24 protein-coding genes are annotated in these 21038 nt (G+C 51.9%); 19 read left to right on the forward strand and 5 right to left on the reverse strand.

What is annotated here, in order from left to right; all coding sequences use genetic code 11:
- The first annotated feature begins 70 nt into the window (after positions 1–70).
- The 6 genes from ACYVUT_RS02940 (at position 71) to ACYVUT_RS02965 (ending at position 4768) form a co-directional block, all read left to right on the forward strand.
- Positions 71–271 (forward strand): hypothetical protein, encoded by a 201-nt coding sequence (locus ACYVUT_RS02940; RefSeq protein ID WP_296225879.1) that lies wholly within the window; start codon positions 71–73, stop codon positions 269–271.
- Between the two features lie 107 nt (positions 272–378).
- Positions 379–645 carry a phosphocarrier protein HPr gene (locus ACYVUT_RS02945; RefSeq protein ID WP_003614073.1) on the forward strand — a complete coding sequence of 89 codons (267 nt, stop codon included), beginning with the start codon at positions 379–381 and terminating at the stop codon, positions 643–645.
- Positions 645–2372 (forward strand): phosphoenolpyruvate--protein phosphotransferase, encoded by a 1728-nt coding sequence (gene ptsP / locus ACYVUT_RS02950; RefSeq protein ID WP_439776057.1) that lies wholly within the window; start codon positions 645–647, stop codon positions 2370–2372. Before ACYVUT_RS02945 ends, ptsP begins: the two co-directional genes overlap by 1 nt.
- Positions 2373–2544: 172 nt before the next feature.
- On the forward strand, positions 2545–2949 hold the full coding sequence (spxA, locus tag ACYVUT_RS02955; RefSeq protein ID WP_270447465.1) for a transcriptional regulator SpxA: 405 nt from the start codon (positions 2545–2547) through the stop codon (positions 2947–2949).
- A gap of 103 nt (positions 2950–3052) precedes the next feature.
- Positions 3053–3802 (forward strand): adaptor protein MecA, encoded by a 750-nt coding sequence (locus ACYVUT_RS02960; protein WP_484499904.1) that lies wholly within the window; start codon positions 3053–3055, stop codon positions 3800–3802.
- 105 nt (positions 3803–3907) lie between these two features.
- Positions 3908–4768, forward strand: a complete 861-nt coding sequence (locus ACYVUT_RS02965) for a competence protein CoiA family protein (protein WP_439776055.1) — start codon at positions 3908–3910, stop codon at positions 4766–4768.
- Between the two features lie 12 nt (positions 4769–4780).
- On the opposite strand, the gene ACYVUT_RS02970 is transcribed toward ACYVUT_RS02965, so the two are convergent.
- Positions 4781–5425 carry a DsbA family protein gene (locus ACYVUT_RS02970; RefSeq protein WP_439776054.1) on the reverse strand — a complete coding sequence of 215 codons (645 nt, stop codon included), beginning with the start codon at positions 5423–5425 and terminating at the stop codon, positions 4781–4783.
- A 74-nt stretch (positions 5426–5499) separates the two neighbouring features.
- Complete coding sequence (locus ACYVUT_RS02975) at positions 5500–6108, reverse strand: CYTH domain-containing protein (protein ID WP_484499905.1); 609 nt, start codon at positions 6106–6108, stop codon at positions 5500–5502.
- A gap of 103 nt (positions 6109–6211) precedes the next feature.
- Here ACYVUT_RS02975 and yjbM point away from each other — a divergent pair, with 103 nt between their 5' ends.
- The 3 genes from yjbM to ACYVUT_RS02990 are packed head-to-tail and all read left to right on the forward strand — an operon-like array spanning position 6212 to position 8543.
- The gene (yjbM, locus tag ACYVUT_RS02980; protein WP_412135955.1) at positions 6212–6844 is read left to right on the forward strand and encodes a GTP diphosphokinase; all 633 of its coding nucleotides are present in this window, start codon (positions 6212–6214) and stop codon (positions 6842–6844) included.
- The gene (locus tag ACYVUT_RS02985) at positions 6841–7638 is read left to right on the forward strand and encodes an NAD kinase (protein ID WP_439775058.1); all 798 of its coding nucleotides are present in this window, start codon (positions 6841–6843) and stop codon (positions 7636–7638) included. Before yjbM ends, ACYVUT_RS02985 begins: the two co-directional genes overlap by 4 nt.
- Before the next feature lie 14 nt (positions 7639–7652).
- The gene (locus ACYVUT_RS02990) at positions 7653–8543 is read left to right on the forward strand and encodes an RluA family pseudouridine synthase (protein WP_439775057.1); all 891 of its coding nucleotides are present in this window, start codon (positions 7653–7655) and stop codon (positions 8541–8543) included.
- Positions 8544–8609: 66 nt separating this feature from the next.
- Here the strand turns inward: ACYVUT_RS02990 and ACYVUT_RS02995 are convergent, their stop codons facing one another.
- The 3 genes from ACYVUT_RS02995 to ACYVUT_RS03005 form a co-directional block, all read right to left on the reverse strand.
- A complete protein-coding gene (locus ACYVUT_RS02995; RefSeq protein WP_484499906.1) occupies positions 8610–8798 on the reverse strand; it encodes a hypothetical protein in 189 nt (62 codons plus the stop codon).
- 71 nt (positions 8799–8869) lie between these two features.
- Entirely contained in the window at positions 8870–9697 is an 828-nt protein-coding gene (locus tag ACYVUT_RS03000; protein WP_484499237.1) for an undecaprenyl-diphosphate phosphatase, read from the reverse strand.
- Between the two features lie 23 nt (positions 9698–9720).
- Positions 9721–10731, reverse strand: coding sequence for a lactonase family protein (locus ACYVUT_RS03005; RefSeq protein WP_439775289.1), 1011 nt, complete (start codon positions 10729–10731; stop codon positions 9721–9723).
- 164 nt (positions 10732–10895) lie between these two features.
- Here ACYVUT_RS03005 and ACYVUT_RS03010 point away from each other — a divergent pair, with 164 nt between their 5' ends.
- The 10 genes from ACYVUT_RS03010 (at position 10896) to pgsA (ending at position 20863) form a co-directional block, all read left to right on the forward strand.
- On the forward strand, positions 10896–11276 hold the full coding sequence (locus ACYVUT_RS03010; protein WP_439775290.1) for a PTS glucitol/sorbitol transporter subunit IIA: 381 nt from the start codon (positions 10896–10898) through the stop codon (positions 11274–11276).
- Positions 11277–11285: 9 nt separating this feature from the next.
- The gene (locus ACYVUT_RS03015) at positions 11286–12467 is read left to right on the forward strand and encodes an AI-2E family transporter (RefSeq protein WP_484501453.1); all 1182 of its coding nucleotides are present in this window, start codon (positions 11286–11288) and stop codon (positions 12465–12467) included.
- On the forward strand, positions 12464–13021 hold the full coding sequence (locus tag ACYVUT_RS03020) for a tRNA (cytidine(34)-2'-O)-methyltransferase (RefSeq protein WP_439775292.1): 558 nt from the start codon (positions 12464–12466) through the stop codon (positions 13019–13021). The genes ACYVUT_RS03015 and ACYVUT_RS03020 overlap by 4 nt, the downstream gene beginning before the upstream one ends.
- Before the next feature lie 32 nt (positions 13022–13053).
- Positions 13054–13449: a DUF1149 family protein gene (locus ACYVUT_RS03025; RefSeq protein WP_002877037.1), complete on the forward strand. Its 396-nt coding sequence runs from the start codon at positions 13054–13056 to the stop codon at positions 13447–13449.
- A gap of 19 nt (positions 13450–13468) precedes the next feature.
- Positions 13469–15838, forward strand: coding sequence for a DNA translocase FtsK (locus ACYVUT_RS03030; RefSeq protein WP_484501454.1), 2370 nt, complete (start codon positions 13469–13471; stop codon positions 15836–15838).
- 5 nt (positions 15839–15843) lie between these two features.
- Positions 15844–17067: a M16 family metallopeptidase gene (locus ACYVUT_RS03035; RefSeq protein ID WP_484499910.1), complete on the forward strand. Its 1224-nt coding sequence runs from the start codon at positions 15844–15846 to the stop codon at positions 17065–17067.
- Complete coding sequence (locus ACYVUT_RS03040) at positions 17064–18317, forward strand: M16 family metallopeptidase (RefSeq protein WP_484499911.1); 1254 nt, start codon at positions 17064–17066, stop codon at positions 18315–18317. Before ACYVUT_RS03035 ends, ACYVUT_RS03040 begins: the two co-directional genes overlap by 4 nt.
- The gene (ymfI, locus tag ACYVUT_RS03045) at positions 18314–19042 is read left to right on the forward strand and encodes an elongation factor P 5-aminopentanone reductase (RefSeq protein ID WP_484501455.1); all 729 of its coding nucleotides are present in this window, start codon (positions 18314–18316) and stop codon (positions 19040–19042) included. The genes ACYVUT_RS03040 and ymfI overlap by 4 nt, the downstream gene beginning before the upstream one ends.
- Positions 19043–19109: 67 nt before the next feature.
- Positions 19110–20255, forward strand: a complete 1146-nt coding sequence (locus ACYVUT_RS03050) for a helix-turn-helix domain-containing protein (protein WP_484501456.1) — start codon at positions 19110–19112, stop codon at positions 20253–20255.
- Positions 20256–20299: 44 nt separating this feature from the next.
- Positions 20300–20863 (forward strand): CDP-diacylglycerol--glycerol-3-phosphate 3-phosphatidyltransferase, encoded by a 564-nt coding sequence (pgsA, locus tag ACYVUT_RS03055; protein WP_439775298.1) that lies wholly within the window; start codon positions 20300–20302, stop codon positions 20861–20863.
- Positions 20864–21038 lie beyond the last annotated feature (175 nt).

Consider the following 21038-nt stretch of genomic DNA (forward strand, 5'->3'; position numbering starts at 1 on the left):
TTGAGTCTTCTTCCTTTAATTTTGACAAATAATTGCGCTAAAATAATGGACAGGAGGTTGTAACATTAATATGGACTATACTGATATTTTGGAGCAATTGGTCTCAGGCGACTTGCTTGAGTACCAGATCGACCCGCAGAAGGACCCGGAAGATGCTTTTGCCTTCCAGCAAAGCCTGCGCAATTACGGGAAAAACAAGAAAATTACCGGCCGGGCTGGCCGTGGCGGGGTTATTACCTATACTTCGATCGAGAATAAGCCCAAGTATTAATGAAAACATTTACAAATTAAGTTGTAATGACCTCGAAAACATGTTATTCTTTAAGGGAAACGGTACTTTGGTACCCAATTCTTGATTTTTAAAGGAGATAATTTACGATGGAAAAGAAAGAATTTCACATTATCGCTGAAACTGGTATTCACGCTCGTCCAGCTACCTTGTTGGTACAAGCTGCTTCAAAGTTTGGTTCAGACATCAACCTTGAATACAACGGCAAGTCAGTTAACCTTAAGTCAATCATGGGCGTAATGTCATTGGGTGTTGGCCAAGGTGCAGACGTTACTATCAGCGCTGAAGGCGACGACGAAAAGGAAGCTATCGCAGCTGTTGCTGAAACTATGTCAAAAGAAGGTTTGGCTGAATAATGACTGAAACTTTGAAGGGTATCGCAGCCAGTGACGGCGTTGCTGTTGCTCCAGCCTACCTCCTGGTCGAACCGGACCTTTCTTTTGAAAAGAAGTCCGTTGCCGACGCGGAAGCTGAAGTAGCCCGCTTTGACAAGGCAGTTGCCGAATCACAAGCTGAATTGGAAAACATCCGCAAGGTTGCAGCTGAAAGCTTGGGTGAAGAAGAAGCGCAAGTCTTTGACGCCCACTTGATGTTCCTGTCAGACCCTGAATTCACTGGCCAGATCAGCGCCAAGATCAAGAGCGACGCTGTCAACAGTGAAGCAGCTTTGGACGAAGTTGCCCAAAACTTCATCACTATCTTCCAAAGCATGACTGACAATGCCTACATGCAAGAACGTGCCGCTGACGTCCGCGACGTTTCAAAGCGGATCATGGCGCACTTGCTGGGCAAGGAATTGCCTAACTTGGCAAGCATCGACCACGAAGTAGTTCTGGTTGCTGAAGACTTGACTCCAAGTGACACGGCACAATTGAACAAGAAGTACGTTAAGGGCTTCGTAACTGACCTGGGCGGCCGGACTGCTCACTCAGCCATCATGGCTCGGTCTTTGGAAATCCCAGCTGTTGTCGGGACTGAAAAGATCACCACTTCTGTAGAAAACGGCCAAATGCTGATCGCTGACGGTTTGGATGGTGTTGCCATCGTTGAACCAAGCGAAGAACAAGTGGCTGACTACCGCAAGAAGGGCGACGACTTCGCCAAGCAAAAGGCTGAATGGCGGAAGCTGAAGGACGAACCATCAGTAACTGCTGACGGCAAGCACTTCACTATTGCTGCCAACATCGGTACTCCAGACGACCTGGCCGGCGTTCTGGAAAACGGTGCTGAAGCAGTCGGCCTGTTCAGAACTGAATTCTTGTACATGAACTCAAACGACTTCCCAACTGAAGAAGACCAGTTTGAAGCTTACAAGAAGGTTCTGGAAGGCATGAACGGCAAGCAGGTTATCATCAGAACCATGGACATCGGTGGCGACAAGCACCTGTCATACTGGGACCTGCCAGAAGAAATGAACCCATTCCTGGGTATCCGTGCCGTTCGTCTGTCCTTGAAGAACAAGGAAATCTTCCGGACCCAGCTGCGGGCCTTACTGAGAGCATCAGCTTACGGCAAGCTGGGGATCATGTTCCCAATGATCGGTACTTTGGACGAACTTCACCAAGCCAAGGCTGTTTTGGCTGAAGAAAAGGACAAGCTGGTCAAGGAAGGCGTCAAGGTTGGCGACGACCTGCAAGTCGGCATGATGATCGAAGTTCCAGCAGCTGCTGTTTTGGCAGACCAATTTGCCAAGGAAGTCGACTTCTTCTCAATCGGGACCAACGACTTGATCCAGTACACTATGGCTGCTGACCGGGGCAACGAAAACGTTTCTTACCTCTACCAGCCATACAACCCGTCAGTTCTCCGTCTCATCAAGCACACGATCGACTCAGCTCACGAAGCTGGCATCTGGTGCGGGATGTGTGGTGAAGCAGCTGGTGACTCAACTATGTTCCCAATCCTGCTTTCCATGGGTCTGGACGAATACTCAATGAGCGCAACTTCAATTCTGCGGATCAGAAACGAAATGAAGAAGCTCTCAACTGAAGAACTCGCCAGCCTGGCTGACAAGGCTACCAAGGAATCATTGACCAACGAAGACAACATCGAATTGGTTAAGAACCTGATGGCTGACAAGTAAAGAGCAAATTAAAAGCGATTAGCGTGAGCTGACCGCTTTTTTTGTCCGATTAATTAAGAAATTTAAAAGAAAGCCAATTACCCCCTTCCTTTTTGTAAGTATCCATGTTAAACTATATAGTAAGTAACGAATGTGTGTTCATGCAATCTCATTTTAAAGGAGCGTGGTAACAATGGTAGATTTATATGTTTCTCCAAGCTGCACCTCATGCCGCAAGGCAAAGCAATGGCTTGAACAGCACAATATTCCCTACAAGGAAAGAAACATCATTTCTGATCCTCTGAACCGGGAAGAAATCATTCATGTTCTGAGAATGACTGAAGAAGGCACGGAAGAAATCGTGTCAACGCGGTCGAAGGCTTTCCAAGAGCTGAACATCGACCTGGACGACATTTCAATGAACGAACTGATCGATTTGATTGAAAAGAACCCAAGCCTGCTGAGACGGCCAATTATTTTGGATGACCGCCGGATGCAGGTCGGCTACAATGAAGATGAAATCCGTCGCTTCCTGCCGCGCAGCGTGCGCCGGCTGGAAATGGCCCGGGCTAAGCGCCTGGCAGACCAGGATTTATAATTTCAGAATAGAAAGTTGAAGGCGTTGGCTTCTAGAAGCTAACGCTTTTGCTTTGTCGGCTTTTTAGGTTACAATAACAGTACACACAAAGGAGGGATTGAGAATGCGCGTTGAAAAGGTAAATGAGAACACGCTCCGCGTAAGCATGACCCGGGAGGATCTGAATCAGCGGGGCTTGAAGATTCTGGACTTGCTCGGCAACCGGGAAAGAGTCCAGGAATTCTTCCTGTCGGTTCTGCGCGAAGTAGACGAGGACAATGACTTTGCCAGCGATGCGCCGGTGACTTTCCAAGTCATGCCCAACGATGGCGGGATCGATCTCTTGATTACCAAGATGAATAATAACAGCGACCTGCCGGAAGAAATGCGGCGCTTCTTTGATCCTGAAGCTAACGGGGTCGGAGGCGATATAGCTGAGCCAGTTGAGGAAGGGTACTGGGCCTTTTCTGACCTGGATCCGGCTGATGACGCCAACACTGAGATGGACCCGGTGATCATGCAGGACCTGGGCAACACTGATGATGATGACTACGAGGACTACTGGAGTTATCAGGAGACTCATGTCCTGGCCTTTGACGACATCGATGATCTCCTGGCTTTGGCTGACAGCCTCAAGGTCAGCGACCTGGCTTCCAGCGTCTACTACTACAAGCAGAAGTTCTATCTCAAGCTGGCTTTTATGGACGAGAACTACGCGGAAATCAAGCCGGCTGATGCCTGGGCGATCGCCAATGAATTTGGCTGCCAGGTGTCCGCTGACGAATTTCAGCAGGCCCAAGACCACGGCCAGTGCCTCTTCCAGCAGGATGCTCTGGGTGCTCTGCGCCGGCAGTTTGCCAGCAAGTGGGCATAAGAATATAGACTATAATTTGCGGACTCCTTCGGGAGTCCTTTTCCTTTTTTCAGCTTTTTTAAAAAAATCTCCCCCTTTTGGCGTACTAGTTAATGGGGGATTATTTTGTACGCAGCTTTATTAAACAAAGAACTGGTCCTGGCCGTCAGCGAGGCTGGCAAGGTCCGGGAAAACCCGGCCTATCTCAACCAGGAAGTCTACCGCTGCCCGCGCTGCCAAAAGCCGGTGATCCTGGTTTTGTCGCAGAAGGCTGAGCCCTTTTTCAAGCACTACCAGGCTTACCGGGGGCTGGGGGAACAAGAGGAGCACCGGCAGGGGAAAATGCTCCTGAAAGCTGCCTTGACCGCGGCGGGCCTGGCAGCGAAAACTGAGGTGCCGCTGGCTGAAGGTGCCTTGCGGGCTGACGTTTTGGCCACGCCGCTTTTGGCCTTTGAAGTCCAGTGCGCGCCCTTAAGCAAGGAAGAGTTTGCCCACCGGCATGCCCTTTACCGGGCGATCGGGATCAAGGATGTCTGGCTGGTTGGCCGCCGGCATTTTTTAGGGGAAAAATTAAAGCAGACCCAGCTGATTTTCTTTCGGGAAAACCCGGCCTGGGGGAGCTATTATCTGGAAATCCACCAAGAAGAAGGCCTAATCAGGCTAAAATACCAGATCAAGCAGGCACCCATCAGCCAGACCCTGCTCTACCGGCAGGTAGATTTTGCTTTGGACGCTGAAGGAATCGCTGCCTTGTGGCACTTTAGGCCCCTTTTGCCCCCGCCTTTGGCTGATGACTGGGTCAAGGAGCGGGACTATTTGGACCAGCAGCTGAAGGAAAAGAGCAAGCTGGGCCAGAAACTGGGGGAATTGATGTACTTGACCGGCTATACCGTCTTTACCTTGCCCAGGGAGGCTTTTTCCACTTGGCGGCTGCCAGGGGAGAAAAGCTGGCTCTTGAAATTTTTGCAGCAAAAAGCCAGCCCCTAAAGGTGAGGCTGGCTATAAGAGATGAAGGTGGCTGACTGGGCAGTAAAGCGGAGCATTCTCCGTCAGCTGCATCAAGGGTTCAAGGCAGCTGTCAGCGCTATTTTGAAAAATCTGCAGGAGGTCGTCGTCACTTAGTTCGCCGTCAAGCAAGATGCCGCTGTCGTCAATTTGGTCGTCAAAAACCACAGTTGAAGGCAGGGCAGTGACCTGGAATTTCCGGGCCAGCTGCTGGTCCTGGGCAATGACGTCTTTTAAGCAAGTGTCGTTTAAAGTAGATGAAATTTTCTCTGGCTTGATATTCAGGCTTGTCAGCAATTCTTCAGCCAAGGCCGGAGAGTAAGACCGCTGGCCGTCGCTCAAGCTTTCCTGCAGCTTAAACAGGAAGCTCCTGGCCTTCTTTTTGCCATAAGCAATCTGGACGGCATAGTAAAAGCTCTGGGCGCTGACTGAGGCATTATGGTAATTGGCCAAATTGATGGAAGTGTTGAAATTCCAGTTCCGCTTGACCATGTCAGCCTTCATGGCCTCCATGGTTACCAGGGGGATGTAATTGACGGAAATTTCAAGCTCCAAGTCTTTCGCCAGCAGCCGGATGCGCTTTTCAAGCTGGTAGCAGGACAAGCCTAACGGATTGATAAACAGAAAAAGTTCGAACATGGTCGACCTCCAATTTTTGCTTCATCTGCTACTTTAACAAAACTTTTACTTGAAAACAAAAGAAAAGCTTACGGCTATTTTTGCTTGGCATGCAGGCTGGCCCGGGCAATCTTGCTCATGTTGTTGGCTGACTTGACCGACAAGGCAAAGCGGGTCTTGATTTCTTCCAGGGCTTCCTTGATGGCAGCCGGGGAGTCGTTTTCAATTTCCATTTCCCAATCCTGGTAGCCATCCGGGTAGCTGGTCTGGTCTAAAGTCAGCTCGCAGCCCTTCGGCCCGTCCAAAAGGATCCGCCGGGTCTTGCTCCAGGAAAAAAGGGTCAGCTGACCGGCTTTGTCCGGGTAATGCTCCAAAAGATACTTGCCGACATTGCCAACTAGGCTCGGCTTGCCTTCTTTCAAAAAGTCTTCGGCTTCAGGCAGGGTCAAGTCATCATTGATTTCCAGGCTTTCATGGTAGGTTTCCTGCAGCTTCTTGACCGGGACCTTGATGGTTTCCTCGGCCCGGTCTTTAAAGCAGCGGATTCTGAGGGCGCTGTGGTCTTTTTTCAGCTGCCAGTCCGGGGTGTCAAAATAATGGTTGCTCTGCTTGAAATCGCTCTTGACCGGGTAGGCGCTGGTAATAGCATCGTAGCTAGCCTGGTCCAGGGCGACTTTGGCTTCAATTTCGCGGTTCTTGCTCATTTTTGATAACTCCTTTGTTAGATAAAAATTAAAAGGCTTGCGTTGGTGCTTTCGCTAACATCTATGTTAAAATGAATTTGTTTGAGATGGAAGGAAAATGTCTGTGATTACTGATTGGGATACTTTTTTATGGCCATACAATGAAGCCGTAAATGAACTAAAAGTTAAATTCAGAGCTCTCCGGCAGAGTTTCTTGACCAAGGGAGAGCATTCACCAATAGAATTCGTGGTTGGCCGGGTGAAAACGGTCGACTCCATTAAAGAGAAAATGCAGCGGCGGGTCATCAGCCCGGACGTGATCGAAACCGACATGCAGGATATTGCCGGCATCCGGATCATGTGCCAGTTTGTCGACGACATCTACCGGGTCGTTGACCTGCTTCACGCCAGAGACGACCTGGAAGTCGTCGAAGAGCGCGACTATATTCAAAACGCCAAGCCGTCCGGCTACCGGTCCTACCACATGGTGGTGGCCTACACGGTTTATTTGCCAGAAGGCTCCAAGCGCCTTTTGGCGGAAATCCAGATCCGGACTTTGGCCATGAACTTCTGGGCCACGGTAGAGCATACCTTGAACTACAAGTACCAGGGGGCCTACCCGGAAGATATTTCTGAGCGGCTCAAGCGGACGGCGGAAGCGGCCTACCAGCTGGATGAAGAGATGTCCTCGATCAGAAACGAGGTCAAGGAAGCCCAGAAGATCTTCACCAAGAACAAGGGCAAGGAAAAGTCATGAAAGTAGCTATCGTTCACAATGACCGCGTGACCACCCAGGTGGCGGTCCGGCACCTGCAGGTGCTGCTCGCGGAAAAAGGCATTTTGCAGGACCAGCAGCATCCCGACCTGGTAATTTCCGTCGGCGGTGACGGAACCTTGATTTCGGCCTTTCACAAGTACAAGCAGCAGCTGGACAAGGTCTGCTTTGCCGGCATTCACACCGGCCACTTGGGCTTTTATACCGACTGGCGGAACTATGACATGGAGAAGCTGGTTGATGCCCTGGCCAGCCACCCCGTTGAAGAAAATGAGGTGGGCTACCCGCTTTTGGACATGAAGGTAACCACCAGCTGCGGGGAGCGGCGCTTTTTGGCCCTAAACGAAGCCTCAATCAAGCGGATTTCCAAGACCATGGAAGCTGAGGTCTGGCTCGGGGGCGAGCGCTTTGAGAATTTCCGGGGTGACGGGCTCTGCGTGTCAACTCCGACCGGGTCAACGGCCTACAGCAAGTCCTTGGGCGGAGCGGTGATCCACCCCCGCCTCAAGGCCCTGCAGCTGACGGAAATCGCTTCGATCAACAACCTGGTCTTCCGGACGGTGGGCTCGCCCGTTGTTATCGCACCGGATGAATGGATCACCATCGTGCCGAAGATTTCCGACCGGGCGGTTGTAATCGTCGATGGGGAAAGAATCAACCTGACCGATGTGCAGAAAGTAGATTACAGAATAGCGGCGGAAGAGATTCGCTTTTACCAGTATGGCCACCACCATTTTTGGGAGCGGGTCAACGACGCCTTCATTGGTGACAGATAGTGCAAGTATACAAAATGATTGTTGAGAAAAATGACCCAGGCCAGCTGAGTCATTTTTTGCTGAAAAAAGGCTTTTCCCGCCGGGCCGTCAACAACTGCAAGAACCACGGCGGGATGATGCTGGTCAACCATCACCGCAGAAACGGGAGCTATCGGCTAAAAGAAGGGGACGTGGTCCACTTCTTGATGGGGCAAGAGCCAGTTAACCCCTGGCTGAAAGTCTCCCGCCGGCCCCTGGCCGTCGTTGAAGAAACGGCCGATTATTTGGTGATCAACAAGCCCGCTGGCCTATTATCGATTCCTTCCGGTTTTCATGCTGAAGACGCGGTGATCAACCGGGTGCTGGCTTATTTTGAAAAGCAAGGGGTCAACCCAGCCTATGTCAAGCCCCACATCGTGACCAGGCTGGACCAGGACACTTCTGGCCTGGTCCTCTTAGGCAAGAACGCCATCGCCCATGACCGCTTCAGCAAGCTGGGCAAGGATGCTTTTATCAAAAAGTACCACGCAATCGTACATGGTAACTTCGCTGAAGGAGATTTAAGCGGCTTGATCGACAAGCCCCTGGCCCGGGTGGGCGACACAGTTAAACGGGAGGTCAACCCGAACGGGCAAAGGGCCTTGACTGAATACCGGGTGATCGACCAGGTCCCAGGAGCCAGCCTGGTTGAGCTCCGCCTATTGACCGGCCGGACCCACCAGATCCGGATCCACATGGCGTCTATCGGCCACGTTCTTTATGGAGACGACCTTTACGGGGCCAGGGATGCTTTTGCCCGCCAGGCCCTAAACTGCTTCTACCTGGCCTTTCCCAACCCCTTCAGCGGGGAAGAGCGGGAAATCCAAATTCCAGACCCGGAAGACATGCAGGGCTTGTGGCGCCAGCTTAAGCAGGAAGCAGAATAATAATCCAGATACCAAAAAAGGAGACAGCTGAGCTGTCTCCTTTTGTTATTTGTCTGTATCTATTTTTTACGCGTTTGAGATTACTGCCCAGGCCAGGCCCCCAAGGGCACAGATGGCCAGCAGCGGCAAAACTACTGAGCTGATCAAGGCAATGGCCAGGCCGACCCCGATCAAAAAGATCAGAACCCGCCAGAGGGCCACGCCCATCTTCCAGCAGAGCCACAAAATAAATAGTAAGCAAAGCAAACTTAACATGTTTATTCACCGTCCTCTAGCTTGCTATCCTTAAGCAATAATCATAGCATATTTTCGCGTGAATACAAGTATTACGCAAAGACCAGACCGCAGATGATGACGATGATCCCCAAAACAATCCGGTACCAGCCAAATGGCTTGAAATCGTGGGTCTGCACGTACTTCAGCAGGAACTTGATTGACAGGTAGGCCACGATGAAGGAGACGACCATGCCGACCAAGAGGATGGCCAGCTGGTTGCCGACAAAGACGTGGCCGGCCTTGAAGAACTTGACCAGCTTCAAAAGTGAAGCCCCGAACATGGTCGGGATGGCCAGGAAGAAGGAGAACTCAGTTGCCACGTAGCGGCTTGAGCCGATCAGCATGGCCCCCAGGATGGTTGCCCCGGACCGGGAAGTCCCCGGGATCATGGACAAGACCTGGAAGCAGCCGATCAAGAGAGCCGTCTTGTAGCTCATCTTGTTTAAGTCGGTCAAGCTTGGCTGACGCTTAGCGTAGTAGTTTTCCAAAATGATGAAGAGGACACCGTAAATGATCAAGGTGGCGGAAATTACCTGCCAGGAAGTCATGTTTTCTTCCAGCCAGTCATTCAGCGGCAGGCCGATGATGATTGACGGCAGGACGGCCACGATGACCTTGAACCAGATCTGCCAAGTCTGTCCTTTTTCCCGCTTGCTTTTTGATGAGGCAAAAGGATTCAGCTTGTTAAAGTAAATTACGATGACGCTCAAGATGGCCCCCAGCTGGATGACAACCATAAACATGTTGATGAAGCTGGTCGGCTGGTCTAATTTGATGATGTAGTCGGCCAGGTAGAGGTGGCCAGTTGAGGAGATCGGCAGAAATTCCGTAACCCCTTCGATGATGCCGAGAATGATGGCTTTGAAAATGTCTAGCATGTTACTAAAAAAATACTCCTAACTTAATCGGTAAATAAAACTCTGGTGCCTTCTGGGACCGCGATGTCCTTTTCCAGCGGGGTCAAAGTCCCATCGCTTTGCCGTTGGTAAAGGGTGGCGTTGTTGCTGTTTTGGTTGGCGGCAACGACGTACTTTTCTTCTTCATCCCAGTTGAAGTCCCGCGGGAATTCGCCAAAAGTTGACACCCGCTGGACCAGCTTCAAGGCCTGGTCTGGCAAAACAGCAAAGACAGCGATTGAGTCGTGGCCGCGGTTGGACACGTAAAGGAACTTGCCGTCACTTGACAGGCGGATGGCTGCTGCCCCGTTATGCTGGTCCCAGCTTTCCGGAATAGTTGAATAGGTTGCCAGGGACCGGAACATCCAGTTTTCCTCGTCAAACTTGACCACGTTGACCTGGCTGGACAATTCACCGGCTACGTAGAAGTACTTGCCGTCTGGTGAAAAGGCCAGGTGGCGGGTACCAAAGCCGTCTTCATTTTGGTAGCTGGCCAGATGTTCAAGCTTTTGCCCGTCAAAGCCGTAGAAGTCGACTCTGTCTTGGCCCAAATCGCAGGAAACCAGGTGCCCGCCCGGAGTTTCGTCAAAGTAGTGCGGGTGAGCGCCGGCTTGTTCAGGCCGCGGCCCTAAAGCCTTGTTTTCGTGCTTGACCTGGTCAAGCAGGGTCAGCTGGCCCTGGTCATCATAGCTGATGACGGCCAGGACGCCAGTGTGGTAGTTGGCCGTGTAGAGCAGCTTCTTTTCCTTGTTGATGCCGATGTAGGCTGGTGAAGAGCCTTCGTGCAGCAGCTGGCTGACCAGCTTGTCGTTTTGAAAGGCCGCGATGCCCCCCTGGCCGTTTTCATTCTTAATAGTAAAAATGAACTGGCCGTCTTTTTGGAAATAGGTTGGCCCGCCAACTTCGACGACGTTTCTTCTTTGTTCCAGATGGGCTTGGTCACCGGAGCCGATAAAGTCGAACTGGTAGATCCCGGCTGACTCGTGCTTGGTGTAGCCGCCAATTAAAATATGCAATTTAAACCTCCTTATTTACTCCACAATAAGTCTAGTTTAAATATTAAGCTTATCTTTGGCAAATGTCGATAAGAGATAGTCGTCCGTAAAGAATAATTAACAATTCTGTCCTTCTTTGCTTTAAGTTAGCAGGGAGTATGTTAGAATTTAACCAGGTGATAAAAATGAAATGGATATCTACAATTAAAGAAATCGGACCAAACGCGATCAGCGAAAAAGACCGCGTTGTAATTTTGTTTGGCCAGACGGCCAATGATGAACTGCAGGACGTTTCCGTCATTCAAGCCTTTGACGATGAACAGGCTGCCCAGGCGATCGTGCTCAAAAAGGGTGACACGGTAACCATCGACGGAACGACCTTTTTGATCAACTATGTTGGCCCTATGGCGGTCAGCAACCTGCGGGCTTTGGAACACGCCAGCCTCTTTTTCACTGACAAGCTGCCAAAGAAGCCAATGTCCAACGCCCTCTACCTGGACTTGCCAGAAGACCAGGAAATGCCTAAGTTCAGAGTCAACGACGAAATCGTTTACGAACACCTGTAGGCTGGATTGATGAAGAAAAGAGACACGAGCCTCTTTACGGAATGGGTGCTCAACAACCGCTTCAGCGTCGGCTTAATCAACGTGCTTTTGGCTCTGGTGATCGTGCTGGTCTTCAACAAGATCTCTTTTGTCTTGAATCCGGTCAACACCTTCATCAATGCCATCCTGCCGCCAGTCTTGGTGGCCATGGTCCAGTACTATCTGATGGAGCCGCTGGTGGACAAGCTGGAAGAGAAGTTCAAGGTGCCGCGGACGGTCACCATCCTGGTGATTTTTGCCATAGTAACGGTCTTCTTGATCTGGGCAATCAATTCCTTGATCCCGGTCGTCCAGAGCCAGATTGATTCTTTGGTCAAGAACTGGCCATCAATTTGGAAGAATTCAACCAACGCGGTTGACGACCTCCTGCACAGCCCGAAGTTCAGCGGCCTGCGCGATTCTTTGCAAAAGCAGATGACGTCTTTGCAGAAGAACTTTAGCAAAAGCATGGGATCAACCGTCTCCAGTGCCCTGGGCAATTTGACCAGCGCGGTCAGCGTGGCGACGGCCGTCTTCACGACCCTGGCCACGGCACCATTTTTGCTCTTCTTTATGCTGAAAGACGGGCACAAATTGCGGCCGTTTCTGGTCAAGTTCGCTCCCCAGCGCTGGGAGCAGGCAACCAGCAACCTGCTCCACGAAGTCAACCAGGCCGTGTCCTCTTACGTGATCGGCCAGGTCTCCGTGGCCATCTGCGTAGGGATCATGTTCTTCATCGGCTATACGATTATCGGCGAGCCTTACGGGGCAGCCCTGGCAATCTGCGCCGGCTTTTTGAACTTGATCCCTTACTTTGGGACCTTTATTGGTTTGATTCCGGCCTTGATCATTGCTTTGGTAACTAATTTGCCGATGGTGGCGAAAGTTCTGGCTGTCTTCTTTATCGAGCAGATCATCGAAACCCGGGTCATCAGTCCGCTGGTTGTCGGTAACCGCTTGAAGATGCACCCGGCGACGACAATTATCGTCATGCTGGGGGCGGGCTCAGTCTGGGGCCTGTGGGGCGTGGTCGGCGGGATTCCCGCCTACGCGGTGATGAAGATCCTCTTGACCCATATCTATCAGTACTATCGGAAGGTTTCCCACCTGTATGACGACAGTTTCCAAGATGAAGGCCAGGCTGAACAAGAAGAAAAGAAAGGAAATAAATGACCAACCATATTGTTTTGTTTGAGCCGGAAATTCCCGACAATACTGGCAATATCGCCAGAACCTGCGCGGGAACCAACACGGTCTTGGACTTGATCGAGCCCTTGGGCTTCCGCTTGGATGACAAGCACCTCAAGCGGGCCGTTCTTGATTACGGCGGTGAAGTCGAAATCCGCCGCCATGACGACCTGCGGGCCTTTCTGGCCTCTTTGCCGGACAATGCCGAGATGTACTTGATCTCCAAGTTCTCCAGCAAGTCCTACACTGACGTTGACTACACGGACGAAAGCAAGGATTACTACTTTGTTTTTGGCCGGGAAACGACCGGCCTGCCGGAAACCTTCATGCGGCAATATGAGGACCGCAACCTGCGCATCCCCATGTCTGACAAGATCCGGGCCTTCAACTTGTCCAATTCGGCGGCAATCGTAATTTTTGAAGCCCTGCGCCAGCAAGGCTTTCCCCACATGGAAAAGTCCCACCACTATGACAACGACAAGCTTAAGGACGACTACAACCGTCCTGGCCGCTACCAGCGGAACTTGCCCAAGCATTAGTGATTAAATAAGAAATTTAATGAGGTAAAATCATGGAATTTAACAAGCAGACCCCAATCATCGTTCGTGCCTTTCACTATGACCTGCTCGACGAACCAGAAGAAAAGAACGAAGTCAACGTAGCTATCCGCCAAGTGGTTGCTACCGGCGAAGACGGTGTTGAAGATGCCGGCGAAGCAGGCGGCTACTACGAAGTAGCCGTTGTCTACGACGTTACGCCAGACGAAGACAACATCATCGAAATCAGCGGGGTCAACACCCAAGTCGTTCAGCTTTTAGGCTACCACGGCGACGGCCAGGACCTGGACCAGGAAACCTACCGTCTGCTCAGCCGGCCGCTGGTTGAATACATCGAAACCTTGACTTACGAAGTTAGCCAGGTTGCCTTGGATGAACCGATCAACTTGGACTTTGAACCTAATTTCTAAGAATTGAGCAGGTGAAAAAATGCCTCGAAAGAAAAGGCAGGCTAATCGTAAAAACAAGAATAAAAAGAAAACAGAAGAATCTTTGAGCTGGGTGGTTACCGGGATCGTCTTGATCCTGGTAGCCATTTTGGCGTTATTGCGCTTTGGCTGGCTGGGCAAGCAGCTGGCCAACCTCTTGCGGCTCTTGATCGGGGACAGCTACCTTTTGGGCGGAGCCTTTCTGGCTATTTTGGGCCTGGTCATGCTGATTTACGGGCAGCCGCCCCGCTTTGGCTTTAAGCGGACCAGTGGCTTGACTTTGGCTTACCTGGGCCTTTTGTACATTCTGGCCAGCCGCTTTTTCAATATCAGAAGCGTCCACAGCGAATTTTTGCCGGCCTTCAAGAATGTGATCTTTGAAGAATTAGCCCGGGCCAATGTCACTGTCAGTGTCGGCGGGGGCTGGATCGGGAGCTTTTTGTACGGGATCTTCTACCAGCTTTTAGGTCAAATTGGGGGCCTGTGCCTGGCCATTTTGAACATAATCAGCGGGGTCTTGATGTTCTTTGACGTCAAATTCCGTGACCTGGTCGCTGCTTTTCAAAAAATCAGCCGGGCCTTCATCCAGCAAAGCAAGGACGGAGCCGGTCAGCTGAAGGAAAAGTACTCTGAGTATAGAGAGCAGCAAAGGCGCCAGCCCAACAACCGGGAGAAGTTGACCGACCCTTGGGGGGATAGCCAGGAAGAAGCTAGGCCCGCTAAGCCAGAGAAAAAAGCAAAACAAGAGAAGAAGGCAGCCAAGCCTTCAATGCCGGAAATCCAGGTGGCTGAGCAGCATCCTGACCCGCCAGTTACCCATTCACTGGAACTGGATGACCTGCCCAAGCCCCGCAGCCAGGCTGAAGACGACCAGAAAATGATTCTGGCTGACCAGCAGTTTGATCATGGACTGGACAAGGGCACGGTCAGCTATGACGACAACTACCAGTTCCCGCCCCTGTCTCTGTTAAAGGCTGTCCAAGCCAGCGACCAGACCAGCGACAAGGATAAAATCGGGCAAAATACGGCTATCTTGGAGGAAACCTTCAAGAGCTTCGGGGTGGAAGTCAATGTTAAAAAGGCCATCTTGGGTCCGACCATCACCCGCTATGAAGTCCAGCCAGCCGTCGGGGTCAAGGTCTCCCGGATCGTCAACCTGGCGGATGACTTAGCTCTGGCCCTGGCCGCCAAGGACATCAGAATTGAAGCCCCGATTCCGGGCAAGCCTTATATCGGGATCGAAGTGCCCAACCAAAAGGCCCAGTCCGTGGCCTTTAAAGACGCCATGGAGCACCAGGACCAAAAGGCCAAGGACCATCCTTTGATGGTGCCTTTAGGCAAGGACGTGACCGGGCAGATCATCAGCGCTGACTTGACCAAGATGCCCCACCTGCTGGTAGCCGGGTCAACCGGTTCAGGCAAGTCCGTGGCCATCAACACGATCTTGACCAGCATTTTGATGAAGGCCCGGCCGGATGAAGTCAAGCTGGTTTTGATCGACCCGAAGATGGTCGAACTGTCTGTTTACAGCGGGGTACCCCACTTGATGATCCCAGTTGTCACTGACTCCCGCCTGGCTTCCAAGGCCCTCAAAAAAGTCGTCGACGAAATGGAGCGGCGCTACAAGCTTTTTGCTGCCGGCAGCGTCCGCAATATGGGCGAATACAACCGCAAGGTGGCTGAGAACAACCAGGACGCCAGCCGGCCAGTAATGGAGCCTTTGCCCTATATCTTAGTCGTTGTCGATGAATTGAGCGACTTGATGATGGTCGGCGGCCACGACGTGGAAAACTCCATCGTCCGTCTGGGCCAGATGGCCCGGGCTGCCGGCATTCACATGATCCTGGCTACCCAGAGACCGAGTGTGGACGTCATTACCGGTTTGATCAAGGCAAATGTGCCGTCAAGAATTTCCTTTGCCGTCTCCAGTGGGGTCGACTCCAGGACTATTTTGGACCAAGTCGGCGCTGAAAAATTGCTGGGCAGAGGGGACATGCTCTATCTGCCGATCGGAGCTTCCAAGCCGGAACGGATTCAAGGGGCCTACATCGACGTCGACGAAGTGGAAGCTGTCGTTGACTGGGTCAAGGGCCAGCAAAGCGCTGAATATGATGAGGAAATGATTCCACAGGCCGGGGATGATGACGAAAAGGGCGATGACGACGTTGACGACGAGTACTACCAGCAGGCCGTGGACCTGGTCCGCCGCCAGCAGTCAGCCAGCACCTCAATGCTGCAGCGGCGGTTCAGAATCGGCTACAACCGGGCCGCCCGCCTCATTGACGAGCTGGAAGAGCACGGGGTAGTCGGCCCGCCAGAAGGCTCCAAGCCGCGCAAGGTGCTTTTGCCGCCTGAAGGACAAGAAGAATAAAAATAATGAACGAAGAAAATATCAGCATTCAAAGCAATCAAAAATTTACCAGCGGCAACCTGGGCCTGTTTGTCCGTTTGCCGCTAACCAAGCACAATATGGCCATGGCCAGCCTGCTCTGCCGCATGCAGATGAACGAAAGCGAGCTTTTTCCAGATCCCGCCATCCAGCAGCTTGAACTGCAGCAGCGCTATTCCTTCCAGTTTGAAGCAGTCGTGCAGCTTTTTGGCAAGGAAATGATCATTTCCTACCTGGCCAATTTCGTTGAGCCTCAGGAAATCCTGGATCCGGACTACAACTACCGGCAGATAGCGGAAACTTTTACCGGCCTGGCAGCCAGACCCTTGATTACGCCAAATTCCGTCCAGCTGGCCCAAAGGCAGCTGGAAGAAGAATACCAGGAGCTCATGGCTGAGCCAAGCAACGCGGCCTTAAGCGCCTTTTTCAACAACTGGTACGCGGATCAGCCAGATTACGCGGCCAGCTTCATCGGCTCAATTGCAGATATTAAGGCCGCCACTAGCCAGGATGTCCGCCGCTTTGCTGACGCTATCAAGACTCAAGCCAGTTGCGTCTTTGGCCATGTCTACGATGCCCGCCAGGTCAAGCGGCTCTTAGCCAAAAAGCTGCAAGAAGAAGGCTGGCCGGGGCTGGCCTTGGAATTTGGCAAGCGGGATCTGTTGATTCCGGCTCCTGACTTGCGGATTGAGAAAGAAGACAAGCAAGCTAAGCAGCAGGCCCAGCTTTTCCTGGGCTATGCCTACAAGGGCCAGCCAAGCCTGCAGGACTTGGCGACCGGGACAGTTTTGCGCCAGTACTTGACCGGCGACCAGTCTTCCCGGCTCTTCAGCAAGGTAAGAGAAGAAAACGGGGCGGCTTACGCGGTGGAAAGCAACTGGTATGCCGACAACGCCCTCTTTTTGGTCAATGCCGGTCTGGACCCGGACAAATTGGATTTAGCCGGGCAGATCATCGGCAAGGAAATGCAGATGGTGGCCGACGGCCGGATCGACCCGGGCCTGCTCAAGCAGAGCCGGCAGGCTCTGGCCAACCGCCACTTGCTCAACCAGGATCATGCCAGCTGGCTTTTGGCTAAAGACCTCCGCTACAAGCTTCATGCCGATTACGAGGATTTCGACATGATGGCTGCCGTCAGCCGGGTGACAAGCGGCCGGCTGGCCGACTTTGCCAAGAAGCTGTATCTGAATGAAAGCTATGTATTAAAATGATCAAACCAGAAATTATCAGAAAAGACTTCCCATCCGGCTTCAAGGCCCAGGTGATTAGGCGCAAGGGCTTTAACCAGCGCTTTTTCGGCATCATCGTCGACTTCGGCAGCGCTGATCCCCAGCCCGTGGCCGGCCTGGCCCACTTTTTGGAGCACAAGCTTTTTGCCGCGGAAGAAGGCGACTTGTCCCTGGAATTTGAAAAAATGGGGGCCAGCGTCAATGCCTTTACCTCTTTCAATGAAACCATGTACTACGCCAGCGGGGTAAAAAATGTCGGCCCCATGATCGACCTGCTCTTCAAGCTGGTTGGCCAGCCTTACTTTACTGATGAGAATGTGGAAAAAGAAATTCCCATCATCCAGCAGGAACTGGCCATGTACCAGGATGAGCCTGACTGGATCCTGGGTGACCAGCTTTTGCGGGGCAGCTACGGAGACTGCAACTTGGCCATTGACGTGGCCGGGACCAAGGAATCGATTGCCAGCGTGACCAAGGAAAAGCTCCAGGCGGCTTATGACGAAAACTATGTAGCCTCCCGCATGTCCTTTGTTGCCTGCGGGGATTTTTCCGACAACCAGGTTCAGACTATTCTCCGCCAGGCCAAGAAGCTGTCAGACCAATACCTGCGCCCCGGGAGCCCGCAAAAAGAAGCAGACTTAGTGCCGCTTTTATCAAGCGGCCAGGACTGGGTTTTGCCAGGCGGGGAAGTGCCCCTGTTTGCGGCAGCCATTCCTTTGCCAAACTTTAAGAAAGTCTTAGCAAGTCGGGATATGAGTCAAATTTTGCTGGAAATCATGCTAGAATCAAAGCTAGGTGCCGCCAGCCAATGGTTTGCCGGTGCCAGAAAAGCCGGCCTGGTCAGCCAGCCGCTTCAGATCAGCGTGACTTATACCCGGCAAGGGGCCTACGCGGTCTTATTGGGGATGAGCCAGGAAGCAGAAACTGTTTTAAGCCAGATCAAAGAAGAATTGGCGCCAGGCAGTCTTTTTGCCCCAAAGCAAGAAAAGGCAATGCGGCAGCTCTTTGAAATCCATAAAAGAAGCTGGCTAGCCCAAACCGTGCGCAGCTTGGACAATTTGTCCGGCTTTGCCGTGGAAATGGCCGAAGAAAGCCTGGATGAGGAAGACCTGTTTGCCAATGTTGAGCAGATGCAGGCCATGAATTTTGCTGATTACCGGGCTTATTGCCAGGAACTTTGCAAGGGCGCCAGCATTAACACTGCCCGCCTGCTTGAGGGGGAGGAAGAATGAAGCGAGCATTGATTTTCGGGGCAACCGGCGGCATTGGCCAAGCAATTGCCACCCGTCTGGCTGAGTCTGGCTGGTCTATGTATTTGCACTGCAACAGCAACTGGGAAGAGGCCAGCAAATTAGCTAAGGCATTGGCTGAAAAGCATCCCTTGCAGGACTTCATGCCGATCAAGCTGGACTTTTTAGCAGGCGACGACCAGCTTAGGGCTTTTGCCAGCGGCCTTTTGCCAGTCAACGCGGTTGTTTTTGCCCAAGGAATCACCAACTATGACTTTCTGGGCAGCCAGAGCTCCCAAGTCATCGATCAGATCATCAAGGTCAATTTGGAGAATCCAATCAAACTGACCAAGCTTCTGGAAGGCCAGCTCTTAAAGCAAGAACACAGCCGGATCGTCTACCTGGGCTCAGTTTACGGGGGCCAGGGCAGCGCCATGGAAGCTGTCTACAGCGCCACAAAAGGCGGGATCAGCCGCTTTGCCCAGGCCTATGCCCGGGAAGTTGCCGCCAGCCATTTTACGGTCAACGTCGTGGCGCCAGGGGCGGTCAACACAGCCATGAATGCCATGTTTTCCCCGGAGACCCTGAAGGAACTGGCAGAAGAAATTCCAGCCGGCCACTTGGCCAAGCCCAAGGAAATTGCCTACTGGGTTGACTGCTTGCTCAACCCAGAAAGCGACTACCTGACCGGGCAAACGATTTACGTCAGTGGCGGCTGGCTGGAATAGGCGACACAGGCGGGGCCATTGTGCTATAATTTATAAACGAATTTTAAAGTGATTGAAGAGGTTAATAATGTCAGGCATTGGAGAACAACTACGTAAGGCAAGAGAGGCCAAGGGCCTTTCGATTTCCGATATTGAGAAGGCTACGAAGATCCAGAGCCGCTACCTGGAAGCAATCGAAAACAACGAATTCGACAAGCTGCCAGGCGACTTTTACGTCCGGGCCTTCATCCGTCAATACGCGCAAATCGTCGGCTTGGACGGCAAGGAATTGCTGAGCCAGTACCAAGGCGAAGTTGCAAACGAAGTCACGAATGAAGTCAGTCAGCCGGAAGAAAGTCCGGCCCAAGAAGTTCATGAAGAAGCTGAAGTGCCAGCTCCAGCAGAGCCGGCGGAACAGGAAACAGTCCGTCCAGTCAGCCGGCCAGCCAAGCGGGAAATCGCTGAAGAACCTGCCAAGGACGCTAAGTGGCGCAAGCTGGTTCCGCGCCTGGCCCTGGGCTGCGGGATTGCCCTCCTGCTTTTGATCGGGGGGATGGTCGTTGCCAACATGAGAAAGACCGGGTCAAGCAGCCAGAAGGAAAATGCTGGCTCCAGTGTCACGATCACTTCCAAGAAATCTTCCAGCAAGAAGAGCTCATCTGCTTCTTCATCATCCAAGAAGAAGACCAGCTCAATCAAGGTTGCTTCACTTGGCGGCTCAAGCTACCGGGTAACTGGCATCAAGTCCAGCACTCCTTTGGTAGTCCGCTCAAGCAAGCAAAGCATCTACTACTACGTTTCCGTTGACAACGTGATCACCAACCAGGGGACCCTGCAAAGCGGTGAAAAGCACACGGAAACTGTCAAGAAGGGGCAGACTTTGATCGTCTACTTGGGGACTGACACTGGCGTTACGGTAACCGTTAGCGGCAAGAAGATTCCATTCACCCCAATCAACGGCACTACCCGCTTGACCATCTACCTGGGTGACAGCTCTGCTTCATCATCAACTAGCTCTGCCGCAAGCAGCAGCACGAATACTAACACGAATACCAGCACCAGTACGAGCTACAGCAGCCGGGCAAGTTCCAGCGTTCAAAGCTCAGCTTCAAGTCAGCCAGCTGCTTCCAGCTCCAGCGTTCAATCAAGCTCTCAAGCTTCATCCAGCGCTGCTCCAAGCAGCCAGTCATCAGCTGCTCCGTCATCATCTGCCGCTTCCAGCAGCAAGCAATAAGAGAAGAATGACCATTAAGTCTGAAAAGTGAGGAATTTAAAGCAATGAATTTACCAAATAAACTGACTGTTTTCCGAATCTTCTTGATTCCTGTCTTCATGATCCTGCTGATCGCCCAATGGCCAGCCGGCTCATTCACCCTGGCAGGGACTGAAATTCTGTGGAGCCGGGTGGTTGCCATGATCGTTTTTGCCGTTGCTTCAGCAACTGACTGGTTTGACGGCCACATTGCCCGGTCTCGGGGACTGGTAACCAATTTTGGTAAGTTTGCTGACCCGCTGGCTGACAAGATGCTGACTATGACAGCCTTCATCTTCATGGTTGAATTGAAGCTTGCCCCAGCCTGGGTTGTAGCGATCATTGTCTGCCGGGAACTGGCTGTTACCGGCCTGCGCTTGATCGTGGTTGAAAACAACGGCAAGGTTATGGCTGCAGCCATGCCTGGCAAGATCAAGACCACCTGCCAGATGCTGTCAATCATCTTCCTGCTCTTTGGCGACATCTTCCACCTGGGCACCATTTTGCTCTACCTGGCTCTGATCTTCACGATCTACTCCGGCTACGACTACTTCCATTCATCATGGGACGTCTTCAAGGGGTCAATGTAAGCATTTAGAAAATCACTATTCTTTAAAAATGAGTATCAGCGAGGTACTCATTTTTTATTTTTTCAGGCAAGTTTTGGGAAAAAAGGGCTTTTTTCTTGTACTAGTAAGTAGAGGAGAAATAATTTGAACGTTAGTTCGGATTTTTCTTGCTTTTTACCCGGCCTTCAAAGTATAA

It is taken from the genome of Lactobacillus sp. WILCCON 0059, assembly GCF_057197985.1.

Coding starts and splice junctions, on each gene's coding strand:
- ACYVUT_RS02940 (WP_296225879.1), top strand. CDS start 71: ATGGACTATACTGATATTTTGGAGCAATTGGTCTCAGGCGACTTGCTT.
- ACYVUT_RS02945 (WP_003614073.1), top strand. CDS start 379: ATGGAAAAGAAAGAATTTCACATTATCGCTGAAACTGGTATTCACGCT.
- ptsP (WP_439776057.1), top strand. CDS start 645: ATGACTGAAACTTTGAAGGGTATCGCAGCCAGTGACGGCGTTGCTGTT.
- spxA (WP_270447465.1), top strand. CDS start 2,545: ATGGTAGATTTATATGTTTCTCCAAGCTGCACCTCATGCCGCAAGGCA.
- ACYVUT_RS02960 (WP_484499904.1), top strand. CDS start 3,053: ATGCGCGTTGAAAAGGTAAATGAGAACACGCTCCGCGTAAGCATGACC.
- ACYVUT_RS02970 (WP_439776054.1), bottom strand. CDS start 5,425: ATGTTCGAACTTTTTCTGTTTATCAATCCGTTAGGCTTGTCCTGCTAC.
- ACYVUT_RS02975 (WP_484499905.1), bottom strand. CDS start 6,108: ATGAGCAAGAACCGCGAAATTGAAGCCAAAGTCGCCCTGGACCAGGCT.
- ACYVUT_RS02985 (WP_439775058.1), top strand. CDS start 6,841: ATGAAAGTAGCTATCGTTCACAATGACCGCGTGACCACCCAGGTGGCG.
- ACYVUT_RS02990 (WP_439775057.1), top strand. CDS start 7,653: ATGATTGTTGAGAAAAATGACCCAGGCCAGCTGAGTCATTTTTTGCTG.
- ACYVUT_RS02995 (WP_484499906.1), bottom strand. CDS start 8,798: ATGTTAAGTTTGCTTTGCTTACTATTTATTTTGTGGCTCTGCTGGAAG.
- ACYVUT_RS03000 (WP_484499237.1), bottom strand. CDS start 9,697: ATGCTAGACATTTTCAAAGCCATCATTCTCGGCATCATCGAAGGGGTT.
- ACYVUT_RS03010 (WP_439775290.1), top strand. CDS start 10,896: ATGAAATGGATATCTACAATTAAAGAAATCGGACCAAACGCGATCAGC.
- ACYVUT_RS03015 (WP_484501453.1), top strand. CDS start 11,286: ATGAAGAAAAGAGACACGAGCCTCTTTACGGAATGGGTGCTCAACAAC.
- ACYVUT_RS03020 (WP_439775292.1), top strand. CDS start 12,464: ATGACCAACCATATTGTTTTGTTTGAGCCGGAAATTCCCGACAATACT.
- ACYVUT_RS03025 (WP_002877037.1), top strand. CDS start 13,054: ATGGAATTTAACAAGCAGACCCCAATCATCGTTCGTGCCTTTCACTAT.
- ACYVUT_RS03030 (WP_484501454.1), top strand. CDS start 13,469: ATGCCTCGAAAGAAAAGGCAGGCTAATCGTAAAAACAAGAATAAAAAG.
- ACYVUT_RS03035 (WP_484499910.1), top strand. CDS start 15,844: ATGAACGAAGAAAATATCAGCATTCAAAGCAATCAAAAATTTACCAGC.
- ACYVUT_RS03040 (WP_484499911.1), top strand. CDS start 17,064: ATGATCAAACCAGAAATTATCAGAAAAGACTTCCCATCCGGCTTCAAG.
- ymfI (WP_484501455.1), top strand. CDS start 18,314: ATGAAGCGAGCATTGATTTTCGGGGCAACCGGCGGCATTGGCCAAGCA.
- ACYVUT_RS03050 (WP_484501456.1), top strand. CDS start 19,110: ATGTCAGGCATTGGAGAACAACTACGTAAGGCAAGAGAGGCCAAGGGC.
- pgsA (WP_439775298.1), top strand. CDS start 20,300: ATGAATTTACCAAATAAACTGACTGTTTTCCGAATCTTCTTGATTCCT.